Below are 17,882 nucleotides of genomic sequence, written 5' to 3' on the forward strand. Positions count from 1 at the left end.
TGAAAGAATGAAGCAAATTAGAAAGGGGAGTATTGCTTCGCGTTCGTGATGCAATATTACAATTTTTTTTGACTTACGTCAATTCAAGGAGTGAAAACCACTAATTTTGCGAAAAATTTTTAAAATGATTCAAAGAATTCAATCACTCTACCTATTAGCGGCAATTGTATTAAATATAGCGATCCTTATTTCAGGGATGTTTTACATAAGTAATGGAACACAATTTATGATTGTTGGCGCTTTTGGAATTAAAGAAGGCGATTTGGTTATTGACCAGATTACTATGATTCCGGTGGTGGCGTTAGCCATTGTCAATATTTTGATTGGTGGATATGCGATTTCTCAATTTAAAAATAGAAAGATGCAAGCCAATTTGGCGAAGCTGGGGATGTTGATTACAGTTATCATTATGGGATGGATTGGATATGCATATTTTGCTTACACGCAGATGGACTTAACCATAAGACCTTTTATTGGAATCTTACATTCTCCCGTAATTCTTTTTGCTTTTATGTTGGCTTTAAGAGGGATCAATAAAGATGAAGCTCTAGTGAAGTCAGTAGACCGCTTGAGATAAAATCAAATTTCAAAATATTTATAAAAAAACAGCCTCAGGAAAGAGGCTGTTTGATCGATTATTGAGCAATAATCTAAAATTCTGAAACGTTAAAATTATCCGTAAACCCGTTTCAAAAAGACAACTTATACATCCCTTGGAAGATGTTAACATTAAGTTGCTTACGAATATAGTTAAATTATTGTAAAATAAGTAGTAAAAATTTTTTTATTACAATAATTTGATTCTTAACCGGTACATGTTTTAATCTAAATGTGTTTGTATTGTGCGCTGAATGGTATGGTTTTAGAGTGATTAACACCCATTCATGTGTTAATAAAAATTGAGAGTGTTTTACAAAAGAAATAGGCGAACCTCTATATTTACCGCTTTACAAAAAAATCTGTTCAATAGTATGATTAAACGTTTCGGATATATCTTGACTTTAGCGGTTATCGCTATCCTGTTTTCTTCATTTTATTTGATGAAACCATTTATGTCTACTCCTGTTTTTATGACGGAAGAAGAAACCTGGTCAGATTCTATTTTGAATAGTTTGACTTTGGAAGAAAAAATTGGTCAGTTGTTTATGGTTGCCGCCTATTCGAATAAAACACAGGAACATGTCAATGAAATAGATCAGCTAATCGAAAAAAATCATATTGGAGGATTGATATTCTTTCAGGGAGGCCCTGTAAGGCAAGCCCGATTAACCAATAGATTTCAGGCTAAAAGTAAAGTACCTTTATTAATTGCTATGGATGCAGAATGGGGATTAGGAATGCGATTGGATTCCACTATTTCTTATCCAAGACAGATGATGTTAGGAGCAATTCAGGATAATGAGATCATTTACCGAATGGGAGAAGATATTGCAAAGCAGTGTAACCGATTGGGTGTGCATATCAACTTTGCTCCGGTGGTAGATGTAAATGTAAACCCTAAAAATCCTGTGATCAATAGTCGATCATTTGGAGAGCAAAAACAGAATGTTGGAGATAAGGGATTGGCATATATGAATGGAATGCAAAAACACCATGTTTTGGCAGTTGCAAAGCATTTTCCTGGTCATGGAGATACCGATAAAGATTCCCACAAGGCATTACCATTGGTGAATCATGATATTAATCGTTTGAATGATATTGAATTATATCCTTTTAAAACATTGTTTGATTCAGGTTGTGGTGGAGTAATGGTTGCCCATTTATTGATTCCAGCAATTGATTCAACACCAAACAGAGCTACAACGTTATCGCCTAAAGTTGTTACTGGTTTGTTACGCAATAAAATGGGATTTAACGGATTGGTGTTTACTGATGCTTTAAATATGAAAGGTGTGAGTAATTATTATAAGCCTGGTGAAGCTGATTTATTAGCACTTTTGGCAGGGAATGATGTATTGCTTTTCCCAAAAGATGTTCCTTTAGCTGTGAATATGATTAAGTCAGCAATTAAAGAAGGACGCTTGTCAGAATCTGATTTAAATGCGCATGTAATTAAAATATTGAAAGCAAAGTATTGGGCTGGATTGAATAATTACGCTCCAATTGATGAAATGCATTTATATGAAGATTTAAACAAGGTGAAATATCAACGTCTCTATAGACAATTGATTGCAAAATCTGTAACGCTGTTAAAGAATACAGATCATCTGATTCCATATAAAGATTTGGAAAACAAAAAATTTGCGAGTGTAGCTATTGGGGGGAAGGTGAACAACTACTTCCAAAAGAAATTAAAAAGCTATGCGGATGTTACTATGTTTCATTTACCTAAAGATGCTACGGAAGAACAAGTAAAGAAACTATTGGTCCAATTAGAGTCATATTCAGAGGTGATTGTATCATTTCATAAACCAAGTAGAAGTCCTTCCATACATTTTGGTGTGAGCCAGAAATCGCAAAGTGTATTGGGTAAAATTGCGCAAAATAAAAGTGTATCACTTGTGAGTTTTACCAATCCATATGTGTTTAACTGGGTCAAAGAAACCTCAAAATGCAATGCGGTTGTAGTCGCATACAATGAGAAAGTCACTACTCAGGAAATCACCGCGCAATTATTATTTGGTGGTGTTGGGGCAGCTGGAAAAGTTCCGGTGAGTGCAGGTGAATTTGAGTCTGGAACAGGATTTATCACAGATGCTATTCGTTTTTCATATAGTGTACCGGCCAACGTTGGGATGAATCCGATTAAATTGGCAGAAATTGATTCAATTGCGAATTACGCAATTGAGAATGGTGCGACTCCAGGGTGTCAAATTTTGATTGCAAAAGACAATCAAATCGTATGGAATAAAGCATACGGATATCATACTTACGAAAAAAAAACACCAGTCCTGGCCGATGATATTTATGATTTAGCGTCCTTAACCAAGGTGGTGGCTACATTACCTGCGGTAATGCAGTTGGTGGATGCCGGAAATATTGAATTAGACGGTACTTTAGGGATGTATTTACCTGACTTGGTTTCAGGTACTGAGTATGCTAAAATTACACTTCGTGAAATGCTGGCACATCAGGCTGGATTGCGTTCATGGATTCCATTTTATTTAAATACAATGGAAAATGGAGTACCGCGATATGATATTTATTCTTTGGAATCATCACCCACTTATCCAATTAAAGTGGCGGATCAACTTTATATCAATAAATCCTATCCGGATTCTATGATGAAAATAATCGTCAGCAAATCGTTAAAGGAGCCGGGGGAATATAAATACAGTGATTTGGGATATTACTTTTTAAAAGAAATTATTGAACGTCAAACTTCTACGACTCTAGATGCGTATGCGATGACACATTTTTATCAACCAATGGGAATGACGACTACAGGATACCATCCAGCAGATAGATTTCCACTCAGCCAGATTGTGCCAACTGAAAATGACAATTATTTCAGAAAGCAATTGGTTCATGGTTATGTGCATGACCCGGGGGCAGCGATGCAGGGTGGAGTTGGGGGGCATGCTGGAGTGTTTTCCAATGCTGAAGATTTGGCTAAAATCTGGCAAATGTATTTGAACAAAGGAAGCTATGGGGGAGTTCAATATATTGATTCTGCAACCGTAGTTGAATTCTCAAAGTGTCAATTCTGTGAACCAAATGATAAGGGAAATAGAAGAGCAGTGGGATTTGACAAACCTGTTCGAGGAGATGATGGCGGGCCTACCTGTAGTTGTGTTTCGTATGCCAGTTTTGGACATACCGGATTTACCGGAACAATTTCATGGGCTGATCCGGAAGAGAACTTGATTTATATCTTTTTATCCAATAGAATTTATCCTACCGCAGAAAACAGAAAATTGATTAGTATGAACGTTCGTACTGATATTATGGAAGTTATATATGCATCTTTAAATGATTCGACATTAGACGATATGGCGGTGTTACAATAAGCTATATTTGTCTTGTGAGAGACTATTTTATAAACCATAAAATATTGACTTTGTCGGTAGCGAATCAATTAAGATAATCAATGAAAATAGGAATAGTTTGTTATCCAACTTTTGGTGGTAGTGGTATAGTAGCCACGGAGTTAGGACACGTATTAGCCCAAAAAGGACACGAGGTACATTTTATCACTTATGACCAGCCGGTTAGACTGGATATCATGGATAAAAATATCTATTACCATGAAGTAAATGTACATGTTTATCCTTTGTTTGATTATCAGCCTTATGAATTGGCTTTATCTAGTCAGATGGTGGATACCGTGATGAGTAGAAAACTAGATGTCTTACATGTACATTATGCGATACCTCATGCTTATGCGGCTTTTATGGCGAAGCAAATTTTGAAAGATAGAGGTATTGATATCGCTGTAGTTACCACATTACATGGAACGGATATTACATTGGTTGGAAAACAACCTTCATATCTGCCTGCAGTTAAGTTTAGTATAGAACATTCTGATTATGTGACCGCAGTTTCGGATAGTTTAAAAGAGGACACAATAACCAATTTCACCACAAATAAAGAAATACATGTAGTTCCTAACTTTATCGATATTTCTCTGTATTCAGGAGATCGAAAATGTTCAGGACAAATTGCAGAACCAGGTGAAATGGTGATTTCTCATATTTCGAATTTTAGACCATTAAAACGTACTAAGGATGTGATCAAAGTTTTTGCAGGAATTAGAGAAAAACTACCTGCAAAACTGGTTTTAATGGGTGATGGACCGGAGAGGGATATTACGATGCAAATGGCCAGAGAATTGGGAATTTTAGATGATGTGAAGTATTTGGGAAAAACTAACGATGTAGAGCGCGTTTTATGTATGACGGATTTGTTTTTACTTCCATCATCATCAGAGAGTTTTGGTTTGGCAGCGTTAGAAGCTATGGCGGCTAAAGTTCCAGTTATCTCCACCAATACCGGAGGTATTCCGGAAGTCAATATTCAAGGTGTAACAGGATTCTTGAGTAATGTCGGAGATGTGGATGAAATGATTGAAAACAGCTTAAAAATATTGACCAATCCAGAGCTTAAAGCCAAAATGAGTCGTAATGCGTATGCACGCGCAGAGGAGTTTGATATTCATAAGATCGTTCCGATGTACGAGGAGATCTATGAAGAAGTAACAAAAGGTAATGGTTAAATAATCTGCATTTGATAACGTTTATTGGCGTTATCAAATTCTTCTTTTGAAGCTTCCACCCAATGGTCATTTTCTTTTTGAATCATGTCATTAATTAAATGGAAGTCAGGTAGTGTTTTTGCTAAAACCTGATATTTAAAAAGTTTGGAACCCATAATTTGAATTTCCTCAAAACTTTTTGGAGAATCTATTCTGAAAAATGATCGGTCACCGACATACTTGCGGTAGATAGGATATTCTAGTGTCTCATTAACCATAGCGCAAAATTATGCGTTATGTGTATAAGTATTGGTAATTTTGCGACAAAGAACGAGATAATGATCAATAAAGCATTTGAAAACGGAGAGGAGAAGTATAAAGAAAAGGATTATGAAGGTGCTATAATTGATTTTACCCTGGCTTTAGAAAAAGATCCGGGAAATCCCGAAATCCTGTATCAACGTGCTATGTCGTATTTTCACTTAAAGAAAAAAAGTCTGGCCTTGTTGGATATGGATATGGCTGTTGAAATGCAACCCAATTACGCATTTAGATATTCCAGTAGAGCATATATGCGAGATGCTTTTGGTGATGTCATTGGCGCGATTCAAGATTATAAAGAAGCTATTGCTTTGGACCCTGAAGATGCGATTTCGTATAATAACTTGGGGATTCTTGAAGACAAGATGGGGCGAAGAAATATTTCACAGGGATATTATAATAAAGCAGATAGTTTATTGGGAGTTTCATCCAATACACAGATGAGTAAAATGGATTTTGAAGGAACATCCATTAATTATGATCGTAAAGAGGAAACACAACCTGAAGAGGAACTGAAAGAGGAAACCACTATTTGGAAAGAGTTTATAAAAGTATTTACTACCAGGGAATCTTTTTTAGAGTTCATCCAATTCATAAAATCAGGGTTCAAAATAAAACAGGATTCCTAAAATTCTGATGAAGGAAATGTAACCCGAAATCTGTACTTTTCCATTTCAATTATTGAAGAAGTGGAGATTACCTTTTTACAGAAATTTGCCAAAGAAATACATGAGAAGTATCCTGAGAAAGTGGATGATGTATGTTTTGTATTTCCGAGTAAACGTTCGGGCTTGTTTTTTAAAAAGGAACTGGCTAAACTTAAAAATGGAGCTTTTTGGGCTCCACAAATTCTGACTATAGAGTCGTTTATTGAAGAATTATCCGGATTAAAGATTATTGATCCTTTAGAACAGATTTTTCAGTTGTATCAAGTTCACAGAAATGCGAAGATTCAACCTCAGTTAGAATTCGATAAGTTTATAGATGCAGCAAAAATCATTCTGGCTGATTTTAATGATATTGATATGGCTCTGGCCAATGCACATGATTTGTTTTCAAACGTTAAGGATTATGTGGAGTTAGAACATTGGGACCCGTCTGAAGCGGATCAGGAGAGTCTAACAAAAAAATATTTGGAAGCATTTCAAAATTTACCAAAGTATTATGACGCCTATCAATCTCAATTGTTGGAAGCCCATAAGGCTTATCAGGGATTGGTATATCGATATTTAAAGAAGCAAATTGAGTCAAATAAGCTGGATAGAATAAACAGGGTGACTCAGCAATGGAATTCGATTTATGTAGCTGGATTGAATGCCTTGACTCCTGCGGAAAAGTGGTTGATGGATTGGTTTGCACTTGAAGGGAAACTGCAAGTGTACTTTGAGGTGGAGAAACAAATGCTGGAGGATTCAGATCAGGAATCAGGTAAGTTTATTCGCCAGTTTATCAAAGAAAAAAAAGAACCCGTAAAATGGTCTTTGGATTGGTTGTCTGATGCGGATAAAGATATTCATACCTATGCGGTGAATGGCAATTTAGCTTTGGCGAGAACAGTCGGCAAATTGTTCAGAGATAATGCTGAATTGTCAAAGGGAAACGAAACAGCAATCATTTTAGCAGATGAAAATTTGTTAATGCCGGTTTTAGAATCCTTACCTCCTCAGATTGGTGAAGTCAATGTCACGTTGGGGTTTCCTCTGGGGCTAACCTCATTTATGAGTTTGGCTGAGCAGCTTTTTAGTATGCATAAGTTGGGGAGAAATCAATGGGGAACCTATCAGTTTTATTTTAAGGATGTATTGAAAGTAATTTCACATCCGGTTTTGGTTTCCATTTATGGAAATCAAAGTGAGTTTGAAAAACTTCATCGAGCACTGGTGGATGAGAATAAAGTCTGGATAGATACCGATTTTATTGTGCAATGGATTTCAGAAAATGGGTCATTTATCGGATTAAAGGAAGCTTTTACGCATTGGAAAAAAGAACCATTAAAGGCTATAACATATTTAAATAAGATTATTGACCAATTTCAATATAGAGTAGAAAAAAAGCAGGTTAAAGATGATGTTTTGTTAGAGCAGATGTACTTCTTTAAAACATCTATTCAGAAGTTTGAAAAGTATATTTCTCAGTTTGGTACCCAAATGAATCTGGATGGGATTCAAAGAGTATTTAAACAGGTTGTAGCGCCATTACAAGTACCATTTTCTGGTGAACCTTTGGCCGGGATTCAAATTATGGGGCTTTTGGAAACCAGATTGCTGAGTTTTAAAAACATTGTATTTGTATCGGTAAATGAAGGAATTATCCCTTCTAAAGGAGGGTTCCAAAGTTTTTTACCGTTTGCTTTAAGAAATGGTTTTGGAATTCAAACACATCAGGATCGGGAGTCATTATTTGCATATCATTTTTATCGTGTAACCTCGCAAGCTCAAAACATTCATTTATTATACGATACGACCACCGAAGGGGTAGGGAGTAGTGAAAAAAGTAGATTTATTCGACAAATTGAACAGGAGTGGCCGGAACGCAGTGAAAAAATTCAGTTTAGTAATCATATCGGGATATTTGAAAATGAACCTACTCATATAAATTCTACCATTGAGAAGTCCGAGCAGGTAATTCAGAATATTCGGTATTATTTAACTAGAAAAGGGCTTTCACCATCGGCATTGAATAATTATATGGAATCTCCTTTGGACTTTTATTATAAGAATGTTTTAGGAATACAGGAGCCTAACGTGATTGCCGAGGATGTAGAGCATAATGTATTTGGTACGATTGTACATGCTTGTTTAGAAGAGTTTTATACTCCATTTGAAAAGTATGTGTTAAAGCCTGAGGAGCTACGCGAAGCATTTAAGAATCTGGATCAAATCATCCATGATGAATTTATAAAGGAAATCCCGGTATATAAAAGTGGGAAACATTATTTATCATTTCATGCGGTTCGTAATTATGTAAAACGATTTATCCAATTGGATATTGATTTTTTAGAAAAGCATGAGTTTCCAGTGACGCTGGATAAAAACGAATTAGAATTAAATGTGGTTGAACGAATCGATGGCATGGATATTCGTTTTAAAGGGTTTGCGGATAGGGTAGAAAGACGAAATGGAATTGTTCATATTATTGATTATAAAACCGGTAGTGTAGAACAAAGAGATTTAAACGTATCGGATATTGAAGATTTGGAAGTGGGATATAAACCCAAATTTGTACAGTTGATGATGTATGCATGGTTAACTTCGAAACAGTTAAATACAGATACGATTATTTCCGGCATCTATACTTTACGTGCTACAGAACTAAAATTGCTAAAAGCAACTGTCAATAAAGTCTCTGAGATTCGGACAGAGCAATTTGAACTATTTGATCAGTTTTTAAAATCAAAAATTTCAGAAATGCTAGATCCGAATGTGCCTTTAGAAAGGAATAAGGATTATACTTTTAATGTGTTCTAGAGAATTGGGCAAATAAAAAAACCAAAAGGAAACATCCGAGATTTTTGGGAGCAAGGAATAAAAAATAAAGATGTTTACTAATGGTTTGCTTATATAGACGTAAAAGAGCCGCTTATGGTTGTCGGCAAGCATAATATTTTTTTTGTCTAAGCTCAAATAAGAAAGAAATACTCTGCGTAAACCCTTATTCCGTGGGCTTTTTGAGTTTTTCAATAACAAATAGAGAAATAAAAGTTATTGTAGAAAAAATAACAATTAAAGACCCTAAATCAAATAAATTCTCATTGGTTTCAACAGTTTGTGATGTGTCAGGAAGAGTGAACATGATCAATAATCCGATCACGAAAAAAACGATAGCAATAGCTCTAAAAAACTTCATAGGTTATTTTGAGGGAAGTAACGAATCATTTAGGTGATTTATTATAAAAAATAGAGAAGTCCACTTGAAACTTTAATGTTTAAAGATTAAGATATGTACGGTACTTTATTATTATTTTAAATCATTCTGATTGTGTTGCATAAAACCTTAATAATTAATAGCTTTGGAAAAAACCAATTATACTTAATTATTATGAAAAAGCAAATTTTAACCATTTTCGGAGCATTTATATGTTTAATATCCTCAACTTACGGCCAAGTTAATTTCCCTGATTATTTTAACGAATCTCCTTCAGAAACGTTTGTGTATACGCAAAATAAAGGACAACTTACTGATATGAATAAACAATTGGTAAATCATATTAAGTTTTATCATTGGTCTAATGCGCTTTCCGTATATCTCCATGATGGCGGAGAGGTAAGTTATACCACAGTAAGAATGGATAATGACAGTATAACACCCGATACTGTAACTAAAATAAATATGAATTGGGGTGGAGAGCTCGCATTGTGGAGTTCGCCAGTAAAATATGATGAAGTACCCGGGTATCAGAACTATTTTTTTAGCCATTGTCCGAATGGAGTTACAAATGTGAAGAGTTACGAGCGTATTGTATATCCGTCTATATATTCAAATATCGATTTTCATTTTTATAGTAATGGACGTGGACTAAAGAATTATTTTGTCATCAAACCCGGGGGAAATCCGAATAATATTGAAATGGATTTTGACGGACATGATGATTTGGATGTGACCAACGGCTATTTAAAGATGATTATAGGAGGTGAAAAACTAATTTTTCCTACCGCTGTAGCGTATCAATTAGATCCGGGAAATAATATTGTTCCTGTAAATTGGCAACCTGTATTTGTAAAAGCATCTCCCAATACGGCAAAAATTCAAACAGGAAGTTATAACCCTAATTTACCTTTAATTATTCAAATAGGAGCCCCGGTAACCACTCAAAGTTATCCACAGATTGATAATTTGGAATGGAGTAGTTATTATGGAGGGAATATCAATGCACAGATGTATAATTCAGATATAGACAGCAAAGGAAATTATTACCAGGCCGGAACTTCCTGGGCAGTCAACAATTTTCCGGTATCAGCTGGTGCTTATAGTTTTTATGGATACGATTATAAAGATGGGGTATTGGCAAAATTTGATGTTAATGGAGAGCGTAAATGGGCTACGTATTTTGGATCTCATGAAGCGGAACCTATTTTTATGGTAGGGATCAATAATGATGACCAGGTTTTTATGGCTGGGGAGACTTTTGGTGGATCACAAAGCACCAATAGTTTACCATGGGGAAGTAGTCCTCCGGCCGGTGCATATGTAGATCAGATTGGTGGAGGTACCAGTAATACGGATTGGTTTGCGGCACAAATAACAACAGATGGAACTGATGTTTTATGGAGTACCTATTTTGGTGGTCCGGAATTTGAATATTTCCATAATATAGATATTGACAACAGTAATAATATTTATTTGGTGGGTACCGGTAAAAACTCGTCTCCATTAAAATTTAAAACTGGAGCTTTTAATGACAATACCAGTGGATCTTCTCAAAGTGGAGAAACCGGAATGATTGTAAAATTTGATGCCCATCTGGCTTTAAACTGGGCATCACTGTTTCCCTTAACGACCAGTTTGTTTGATTGTTGTACTTCGATCAATGGTATAACTCATGATGCTACAGGTAATGTATATATTGCGGGTAGAGCAATGGGAGGACTTAACACGGTGGACCCGGGAAATAATGCTTATTTTATTTCCAGCTTATCCAATAATACCAGCCAGGCTTTTATAGCCCAATTTGATCCCAATAATGCGCTGACATGGAGTACATATTTTGCAGACCCCAATAGTGTGAAGTCATCGGAAATTGTGGATATAGCTATCTATAATAATTTGCTGTATCTAGGAGGCCGTACCGGTGATAGTGGATTTCCAACATTAGCGGGAGGAACGGCCTATTCGGAGTCGTTTCATGGTGTAGGAGCGAATCCTAAACCAGATGGTTTTATTGCACGTTTTAACACAAGCTCACATCAATTGGATTGGAGTACTTTTATAGGAGGAACCGAAAATGATGACATTACCAGTGTTACATTGGATGATAGAGGGTATCTGTTTGTTTCAGGTAGAACTGAGAGCAATAATGTAAGTTATTTTAATGCCCCCAATTATTATTTTGAAAACAGTAATCAGGGAAATTCAGATGCGTATATCATGGCTTTTAAGCCGAATTTAACTCGAGTATGGTCTACTTATTATGGCGGAAACAGATGGGATGCGTCTTTACAATTAAAAACGTATAATAATGATAAATTGTATTTTGGGAGTTTGATTAATTCGGTCAGTCCTACCTATCCGTTGGTAGATTTAGGAGGGCAGGCATGGTTTGACAGCATTAAGGTAGATACATTAGGAGATGCGTGGATGTTGGGTCGATTTGATATTAGCCAGGTAGACCTGTTAACATCGGTAAAAGAAGATAAAAACTCACACGGTAATGACTTAACTGTGTATCCAAATCCTGTCATGGATTTGTTACAAGTTGATCTTTCTGGCATCAAACAAAACACCGACCTGTTAATTTCCATATTTGGTATTGATGGTAAATTGATTCAAATATTTTATCCTCAAAATATAGGAACTACCTATCAAATCAATGTAGAGGATTTTGCCAAAGGAAGTTATTTATTAAAAGTGGTTTCGGATGAAAATATACAAGTACTTAAGTTTGAAAAATTATAAATGAGGAGACTATTATTAGTAGGCATTATATTACTTCTTGTACATAGGAGTTATGGACAGAACTGGCCGGATATTCAGCATTCTGATCATGCGGATGTACGTGGTTTATTTGCCGATACGTTAACGGGAGATTTATATGTTTTACAGGGGGGGGGGGCTAATGCTTTAGTTATCCGACATCCTGATGGCAGTTATACGACACATCAAAATATTGGCCCAAAACCGGTTTTTGCAGGAATTCGGTACAAAGGGGAATTGTTTTTAGGTGGCACCGGAGGGTTAGTAAAATATGATTCTACGCTTCATGATTTTCAGTGGTTTGGGAATATTAATGGACAAATCTTAGATATGCTGGTAAAAGACGACAAGCTCTATGTTTTTGGGAATTTTAGTAAGGCGGATACGGTAAATTGTGAAAGTATGGCCATGTGGGATGGCGTCAAATGGAGTAGAGTCGATAATTATCCGGCAAGTATTCCTGAATTTGATTTATTGACTATAGCATGTGCAACATTTTATAAAGGAGAATTGTATGTAGGAGGTATTTTGTTTGATCAAATAAATGGGGGAAATGTGAGTGTAGTCCGTGGAAATGGAAGTACGTTTAAACTCGTCACAGATAGTTTACGTGGACCCTTTGATGCCGTAAATACGATGTTGATGCATAACGATACGTTGTATATGGGAGGTTTGTTTTATGAGGTATATGGCGCTCCCGGTAATTGTATTTTGGCCTGGGATGGCAATCATTTCCATCAGCTAGGTCAAGGGGTAACCAACCTGGATTTAGCACAGGTAATGGATTTGGAGATCTGGGAAAACCAATTGGTCATGAGTGGGAATTTTAATTCGGTAGATAATATTTCAGCATCTAGAATAGCCATTTGGGATGGGCATAAATGGTGTGGTTTTGGAGGCGATTTTCAATCAGGTGTGGGAGCTTTAACCATACTTCGAGATACTTTGTTTGTTGGGGGAGGATTTAATGATATAGATGGAAATCCTCCGCATAATTTAACAAAATGGAATGGGGGGAGTTATCGAGATACCTGTTCCTGGCCGGTAGGGATCTCAGAAAATGAGGTGCCGGAATTTAGGAGCGTGCAGATTTATCCAAATCCTGTCATGGATTTGTTACAAGTTGATCTTTCTGGCATTAAACAAAACACTGACCTATTAATTTCTATATTTAGTATTGATGGTAAATTGATTCAAACATTTTATCCTCAAAATATTGGAACTACTTATCAAATCAATGTAGAGGATTTTGCCAAAGGGAGTTATTTATTAAAAGTGGTTTCGGGTAAAAATGTACAAGTACTGAAGTTTGAAAAATTATAAATGAATAGAGCATTATTGGTATATGTTATTTTATTGCTGGCGCAAGTTAGCTATGGTCAGAATTGGCCCGATATTCAGCATCCGGATTATGCGGATGTACGTGGTTTATTTGCCGATACGTTAACGGGAGATTTATATGTTTTACAGGGGGGGGGGCTAATGCTTTAGTTATCCGACATCCTGATGGCAGTTATACGACACATCAAAATATTGGCCCAAAACCGGTTTTTGCAGGAATTCGGTACAAAGGGGAATTGTTTTTAGGTGGCACCGGAGGGTTAGTAAAATATGATTCTACGCTTCATGATTTTCAGTGGTTTGGGAATATTAATGGACAAATCTTAGATATGCTGGTAAAAGATGATAAACTCTATGTTTTTGGGAATTTTAGTAATGCAGATACGGTAAATTGTGAAAGTATGGCGATGTGGGATGGCGTCAAATGGAGTAGAGTGGATAATTATCCGGCAAGTATTCCTGAATTTGATTTATTGACTATAGTTTCAGCATTATTTTATAAAGGAGAACTGTATGTAGGAGGTATTTTGTTTGATCAAATAAATGGGGGAAATGTGAGTGTGGTCCGAGGAAACGGGAGTACATTTGAATTGGTCACAGATAGTTTACGTGGACCTTATGATGCGGTAAACACGATGTTGGTACATAATGACACCTTGTATATGGGAGGTTTGTTTTATGAGGTATATGGTGCTCCCGGTAATTGTATTTTGGCCTGGGATGGTAATCATTTCCATCAGTTAGGGAAAGGTGTAACCAATCTAGACTTAGCACAAGTAACGGATTTGGAGATTTGGGAAGACCAATTGGTCATGAGTGGAAATTTCAACTCTGTGGATGGTATTTCTGCATCAAGAATAGCCATTTGAGATAAGAATAAGTGGTGTGGTTTTGGGGGAAATATACAAAGTGCATTAGAAGCTCTAACTATACTTCGAGATACTTTGTTTGTTGGGGGAGGATTTAATGATATAGATGGAAATCCTCCGCATAATTTAACAAAATGGAATGGGGGGAGTTATCGAGATACCTGTTCCTGGCCGGTAGGGATTTCAGAAAATGAGGTGCCGGAATTTAGGAGCGTGCAGATCTATCCAAACCCGGCAAAGGATTTGTTACAAGTAGATCTTTCTGGCATTAAACAAAACACTGACCTATTAATTTCTATATTTAGTATTGATGGTAAATTGAGACAAACATTTTATCCCCAAAATATAGGAACTACTTATCAAATCAATGTAGAGGATTTTGCCAAAGGGAGTTATTTATTAAAAGTAGTTTCGGGTAAAAATGTACAAGTACTTAAGTTTGAAAAATTATAGTATAAAAAAAGGGAGGCTTTTGGACCTCCCTTTTAAATATCTGATATTGAATCTTAGATTTTAGCAAACCCTTTAGGTGCGCCATCTAAAATTTCCTGACTTGCATTGTCTGCGAATTGCTCGAAGTTCTCGTTGAATTTCTTCGCTAATAAGTTCGCTTTTTGATCGTATGCATCTTTATCTTCCCAAGTGTTACGTGGATTTAAAACCTCGTCAGGTACATTTGGACAAGTTGTTGGCATAGATAATTGGAATACTGGATCAGTTTCGAAAGTAACGTTATCTAACTCACCATCTAACACAGCTGTAATCATTGCTCTTGTGTACTTCAATTTCATACGCTCACCAACTCCGTAAGGACCACCAGTCCATCCAGTGTTAACCAACCATACGTTTACACCAGCATCTTGCATTTTCTTGCTCAACATTTCAGCGTATTTGGTTGGGTGTAATGGCATAAATGGTGCACCATAACATGCAGAGAATGCAGTTTGTGGCTCAGTTACTCCAGCTTCTGTACCTGCAACTTTAGCAGTATAACCTGAAATGAATTGGAATGCTGCCTGACCAGGAGTTAGTTTAGATAACGGAGGTAATACACCAAAAGCATCTGCTGTTAAGAAGAAGATGTTTTTTGGGTTATGTCCGATTGATCCTGGTTGGATGTTATCGATATGGTGAATTGGGTAAGATACACGAGTGTTCTCAGTTATTGACCCATCTTCGTAATCCACTTCGTTTGTACCCGCTTTGTAAGTTACGTTTTCTAATAACGCACCTGGTTTAACTGCAGCAAAAATGTCTGGCTCTTTTTCAGCAGAAAGATCGATACATTTTGCATAACATCCACCTTCAAAGTTGAATACAGTGTTATCAGCTGACCATCCGTGTTCATCATCACCGATTAATTTACGTTTTGGATCCGCAGATAAAGTTGTTTTTCCGGTACCAGAAAGACCAAAGAAAATTGCAGTATCACCATCTTCACCAACGTTAGCAGAGCAGTGCATTGATAAAGTATCTTTTTGGTGAGGTAAGATGAAGTTAAGCGCAGAGAAAATTCCCTTCTTAATTTCACCAGTATAACCGGTACCACCAACGATAGCAATCTTTCTTGTGAAGTTTAAGATTGCGAAATTTTCTTGACGTGTTCCATGAACTTCAGGATCAGCTAAGAAACCTGGAGCATCGATTACGTTCCATTCTGGATCAAAAGTTTCAATTTCTTGTTCAGTTGGACGTAAGAACATGTTGTAAGCAAACATGTTTAACCAAGGATACTCAGTGGTTACACGTAAGTTCATTCTGAATTTCGGATCCGCACATGCGTATGCATCTCTTGTCCAAACTTCTTTACCAGAAAGATATTCTACAACATCGTTATAAAGTTTATCGAAAGCTTCTGGGCTAAAAGGGATATTGATATCTCCCCACCATACAGCATCTTCGGTAATTGAATCTTTTACTATGAAACGGTCTTTTGGCGAACGACCAGTGAATTTTCCTGTTCTTACGTTAATAGCACCTGTGCTATTTTCAGTAGCCATGTTAAGTTCGATGGATTTCTTTGCTAAGTCAGCTGGAGAAATGTTCCAATTTACAGTCGCATTTTTGATTCCCAAGTCTTCCAAAGAAGCATTTGGGTTTTTTATACCATTTTGCGTCATTTTTTGTGTTTTAAGTTTCTAATAATTAGATAAAAATAAAGCGGCAAACTTGGGCTTTTTTTTGGACATAGCACATGATTTGTGATTGGTTTTTTAACATGGTTACCAACACTACTTATTATTCCTAATCGCGCCAATTCCTAAAAATAGCCAGCCCAGGATCAATAATACTCCTCCAATTGGGGTAATTGGCCCAAGGAAAGAAAGTTGATCTAATCCGGTAATTTCTCTGGTAGAAAGTAGATATATAGACCCTGAAAACATCGCTGTACCTATCAAAATGAACTTAACGGCCAGGCTTTGCCACTTCTTTGAGATATATTTTTTGTTTCCGGCAATAGCCAGTAAAACAATAGCATGAAACATGTTATAACGTGCACCGGTCAAATAACTTTCTAATGCATTTTCAGATAATACAGCTTTTAAAGCATGAGCTCCCATAGCTCCCATAATCACTGCAATTGCTCCTAAAATAGATGCGGATAGAATAATTGATTTAGTACGCATTTTTTTTGGACAAATATAATGGGACGTTTTCAAAAAATATTATCGTTTTAAAGTCATTAATGTCAGTTTAGTTTCAGAATTGAAGAGATAATTTACGGATTTTTGATTTTTAGCCATTACAAAACTGCTTTCTTGCTTTTGTTGTTATTTTTGGCCACTATAAAAATGAACAAGGTTTAAGATCATCATAAAAATTAGAAGATTATGAAATTATTGGACGGAAAAACGGCAATTGTTACGGGAGCTACCAGAGGTATTGGTAAAGCTATAGCAGAAACATTTGCTTCTCATGGTGCAAACGTGGCATTTACATTTGCTTCAAGCGAAGAAAAAGCAAAAGCCATTGAAGCTGATTTATTAGCAATGGGTGTAAGAGCCAAAGCATATAAAAGTGATGCTGCCGATATGGATGCTGCGCAAGAGTTGGTAAAAGATGTTTTAAAAGAATTTGGAACAATTGATGTTTTGGTTAACAATGCGGGGATTACTAAAGACGGACTGTTAATGAGAATGAGTGAAGAAGATTGGGATGCGGTAATGGATACCAACCTGAAGTCTGTGTTTAATATGACCAAATCTGTGATGCGTACAATGATGAAAAACAGAGGAGGATCAATTATCAATATGAGTTCTGTTGTAGGAGTAAAAGGAAATGCAGGGCAGGCAAATTATGCAGCTTCTAAGGCGGGTATCATTGGTTTTACCAAATCGGTAGCATTGGAGTTGGGTTCTAGAAATATCAGATGTAATGCAATTGCACCTGGATTTATTGAAACTGAAATGACTGCTAAATTGGACGCTGATACTGTTCAGGGATGGAGAGATGCCATTCCAATGAAGCGAGGTGGAACTCCTGAAGATGTAGCGAATTTAACCTTATTTTTAGCATCGGATATGTCTGCTTATGTGAGTGGACAAACGATCAATGTTGACGGAGCGATGTTAACATAGACCCTCTAA

General features: G+C 36.3%; 15 protein-coding genes. 11 read left to right on the forward strand and 4 right to left on the reverse strand.

Translation table 11 applies throughout. From position 1 onward, the window contains the following. Positions 1-124 precede the first annotated feature (124 nt). From KFE94_13575 to bshA, 3 genes are all read left to right on the forward strand, one after another. Positions 125-577: a DUF4293 domain-containing protein gene (locus KFE94_13575; GenBank protein UTW65672.1), complete on the forward strand. Its 453-nt coding sequence runs from the start codon at positions 125-127 to the stop codon at positions 575-577. Positions 578-971: 394 nt separating this feature from the next. Continuing rightward, positions 972-3,950: a serine hydrolase gene (locus KFE94_13580; GenBank protein ID UTW65673.1), complete on the forward strand. Its 2,979-nt coding sequence runs from the start codon at positions 972-974 to the stop codon at positions 3,948-3,950. Positions 3,951-4,030: 80 nt separating this feature from the next. Then, complete coding sequence (gene bshA / locus KFE94_13585) at positions 4,031-5,155, forward strand: N-acetyl-alpha-D-glucosaminyl L-malate synthase BshA (protein UTW65674.1); 1,125 nt, start codon at positions 4,031-4,033, stop codon at positions 5,153-5,155. Here bshA and KFE94_13590 read toward each other — a convergent pair. After that, positions 5,152-5,412: a hypothetical protein gene (locus tag KFE94_13590; GenBank protein ID UTW65675.1), complete on the reverse strand. Its 261-nt coding sequence runs from the start codon at positions 5,410-5,412 to the stop codon at positions 5,152-5,154. The two genes, bshA and KFE94_13590, sit on opposite strands and share 4 nt — an antisense overlap. Positions 5,413-5,430: 18 nt before the next feature. Here KFE94_13590 and KFE94_13595 point away from each other — a divergent pair, with 18 nt between their 5' ends. Beyond that, positions 5,431-6,084: a tetratricopeptide repeat protein gene (locus KFE94_13595; protein UTW65676.1), complete on the forward strand. Its 654-nt coding sequence runs from the start codon at positions 5,431-5,433 to the stop codon at positions 6,082-6,084. Between the two features lie 60 nt (positions 6,085-6,144). Beyond that, positions 6,145-8,922: a PD-(D/E)XK nuclease family protein gene (locus KFE94_13600; GenBank protein ID UTW65677.1), complete on the forward strand. Its 2,778-nt coding sequence runs from the start codon at positions 6,145-6,147 to the stop codon at positions 8,920-8,922. A gap of 184 nt (positions 8,923-9,106) precedes the next feature. Here KFE94_13600 and KFE94_13605 read toward each other — a convergent pair whose 3' ends face one another. Then, positions 9,107-9,301 carry a hypothetical protein gene (locus KFE94_13605; protein UTW65678.1) on the reverse strand — a complete coding sequence of 65 codons (195 nt, stop codon included), beginning with the start codon at positions 9,299-9,301 and terminating at the stop codon, positions 9,107-9,109. Between the two features lie 192 nt (positions 9,302-9,493). Here KFE94_13605 and KFE94_13610 point away from each other — a divergent pair, with 192 nt between their 5' ends. From KFE94_13610 to KFE94_13630, 5 genes are all read left to right on the forward strand, one after another. Continuing rightward, positions 9,494-12,067 carry a T9SS type A sorting domain-containing protein gene (locus KFE94_13610; GenBank protein ID UTW65679.1) on the forward strand — a complete coding sequence of 858 codons (2,574 nt, stop codon included), beginning with the start codon at positions 9,494-9,496 and terminating at the stop codon, positions 12,065-12,067. Then, complete coding sequence (locus tag KFE94_13615; GenBank protein UTW65680.1) at positions 12,068-13,408, forward strand: T9SS type A sorting domain-containing protein; 1,341 nt, start codon at positions 12,068-12,070, stop codon at positions 13,406-13,408. Further along, complete coding sequence (locus tag KFE94_13620; GenBank protein ID UTW65681.1) at positions 13,409-13,576, forward strand: hypothetical protein; 168 nt, start codon at positions 13,409-13,411, stop codon at positions 13,574-13,576. An 86-nt stretch (positions 13,577-13,662) separates the two neighbouring features. Continuing rightward, positions 13,663-14,295, forward strand: coding sequence for a hypothetical protein (locus KFE94_13625; protein UTW65682.1), 633 nt, complete (start codon positions 13,663-13,665; stop codon positions 14,293-14,295). 75 nt (positions 14,296-14,370) lie between these two features. Continuing rightward, the gene (locus tag KFE94_13630) at positions 14,371-14,748 is read left to right on the forward strand and encodes a T9SS type A sorting domain-containing protein (protein ID UTW65683.1); all 378 of its coding nucleotides are present in this window, start codon (positions 14,371-14,373) and stop codon (positions 14,746-14,748) included. A 53-nt stretch (positions 14,749-14,801) separates the two neighbouring features. Here KFE94_13630 and pckA read toward each other — a convergent pair whose 3' ends face one another. Then, a complete protein-coding gene (gene pckA, locus KFE94_13635; protein ID UTW65684.1) occupies positions 14,802-16,415 on the reverse strand; it encodes a phosphoenolpyruvate carboxykinase (ATP) in 1,614 nt (537 codons plus the stop codon). A 111-nt stretch (positions 16,416-16,526) separates the two neighbouring features. After that, positions 16,527-16,922: a DUF423 domain-containing protein gene (locus tag KFE94_13640; protein UTW65685.1), complete on the reverse strand. Its 396-nt coding sequence runs from the start codon at positions 16,920-16,922 to the stop codon at positions 16,527-16,529. 204 nt (positions 16,923-17,126) lie between these two features. Here KFE94_13640 and fabG point away from each other — a divergent pair, with 204 nt between their 5' ends. Continuing rightward, positions 17,127-17,873 (forward strand): 3-oxoacyl-[acyl-carrier-protein] reductase, encoded by a 747-nt coding sequence (fabG, locus tag KFE94_13645; GenBank protein ID UTW65686.1) that lies wholly within the window; start codon positions 17,127-17,129, stop codon positions 17,871-17,873. Positions 17,874-17,882: the final 9 nt, after the last annotated feature.

The sequence above is a fragment of the bacterium SCSIO 12643 genome (assembly GCA_024398135.1).
GTDB lineage: Bacteria > Bacteroidota > Bacteroidia > Flavobacteriales_G > Salibacteraceae > CAJXZP01.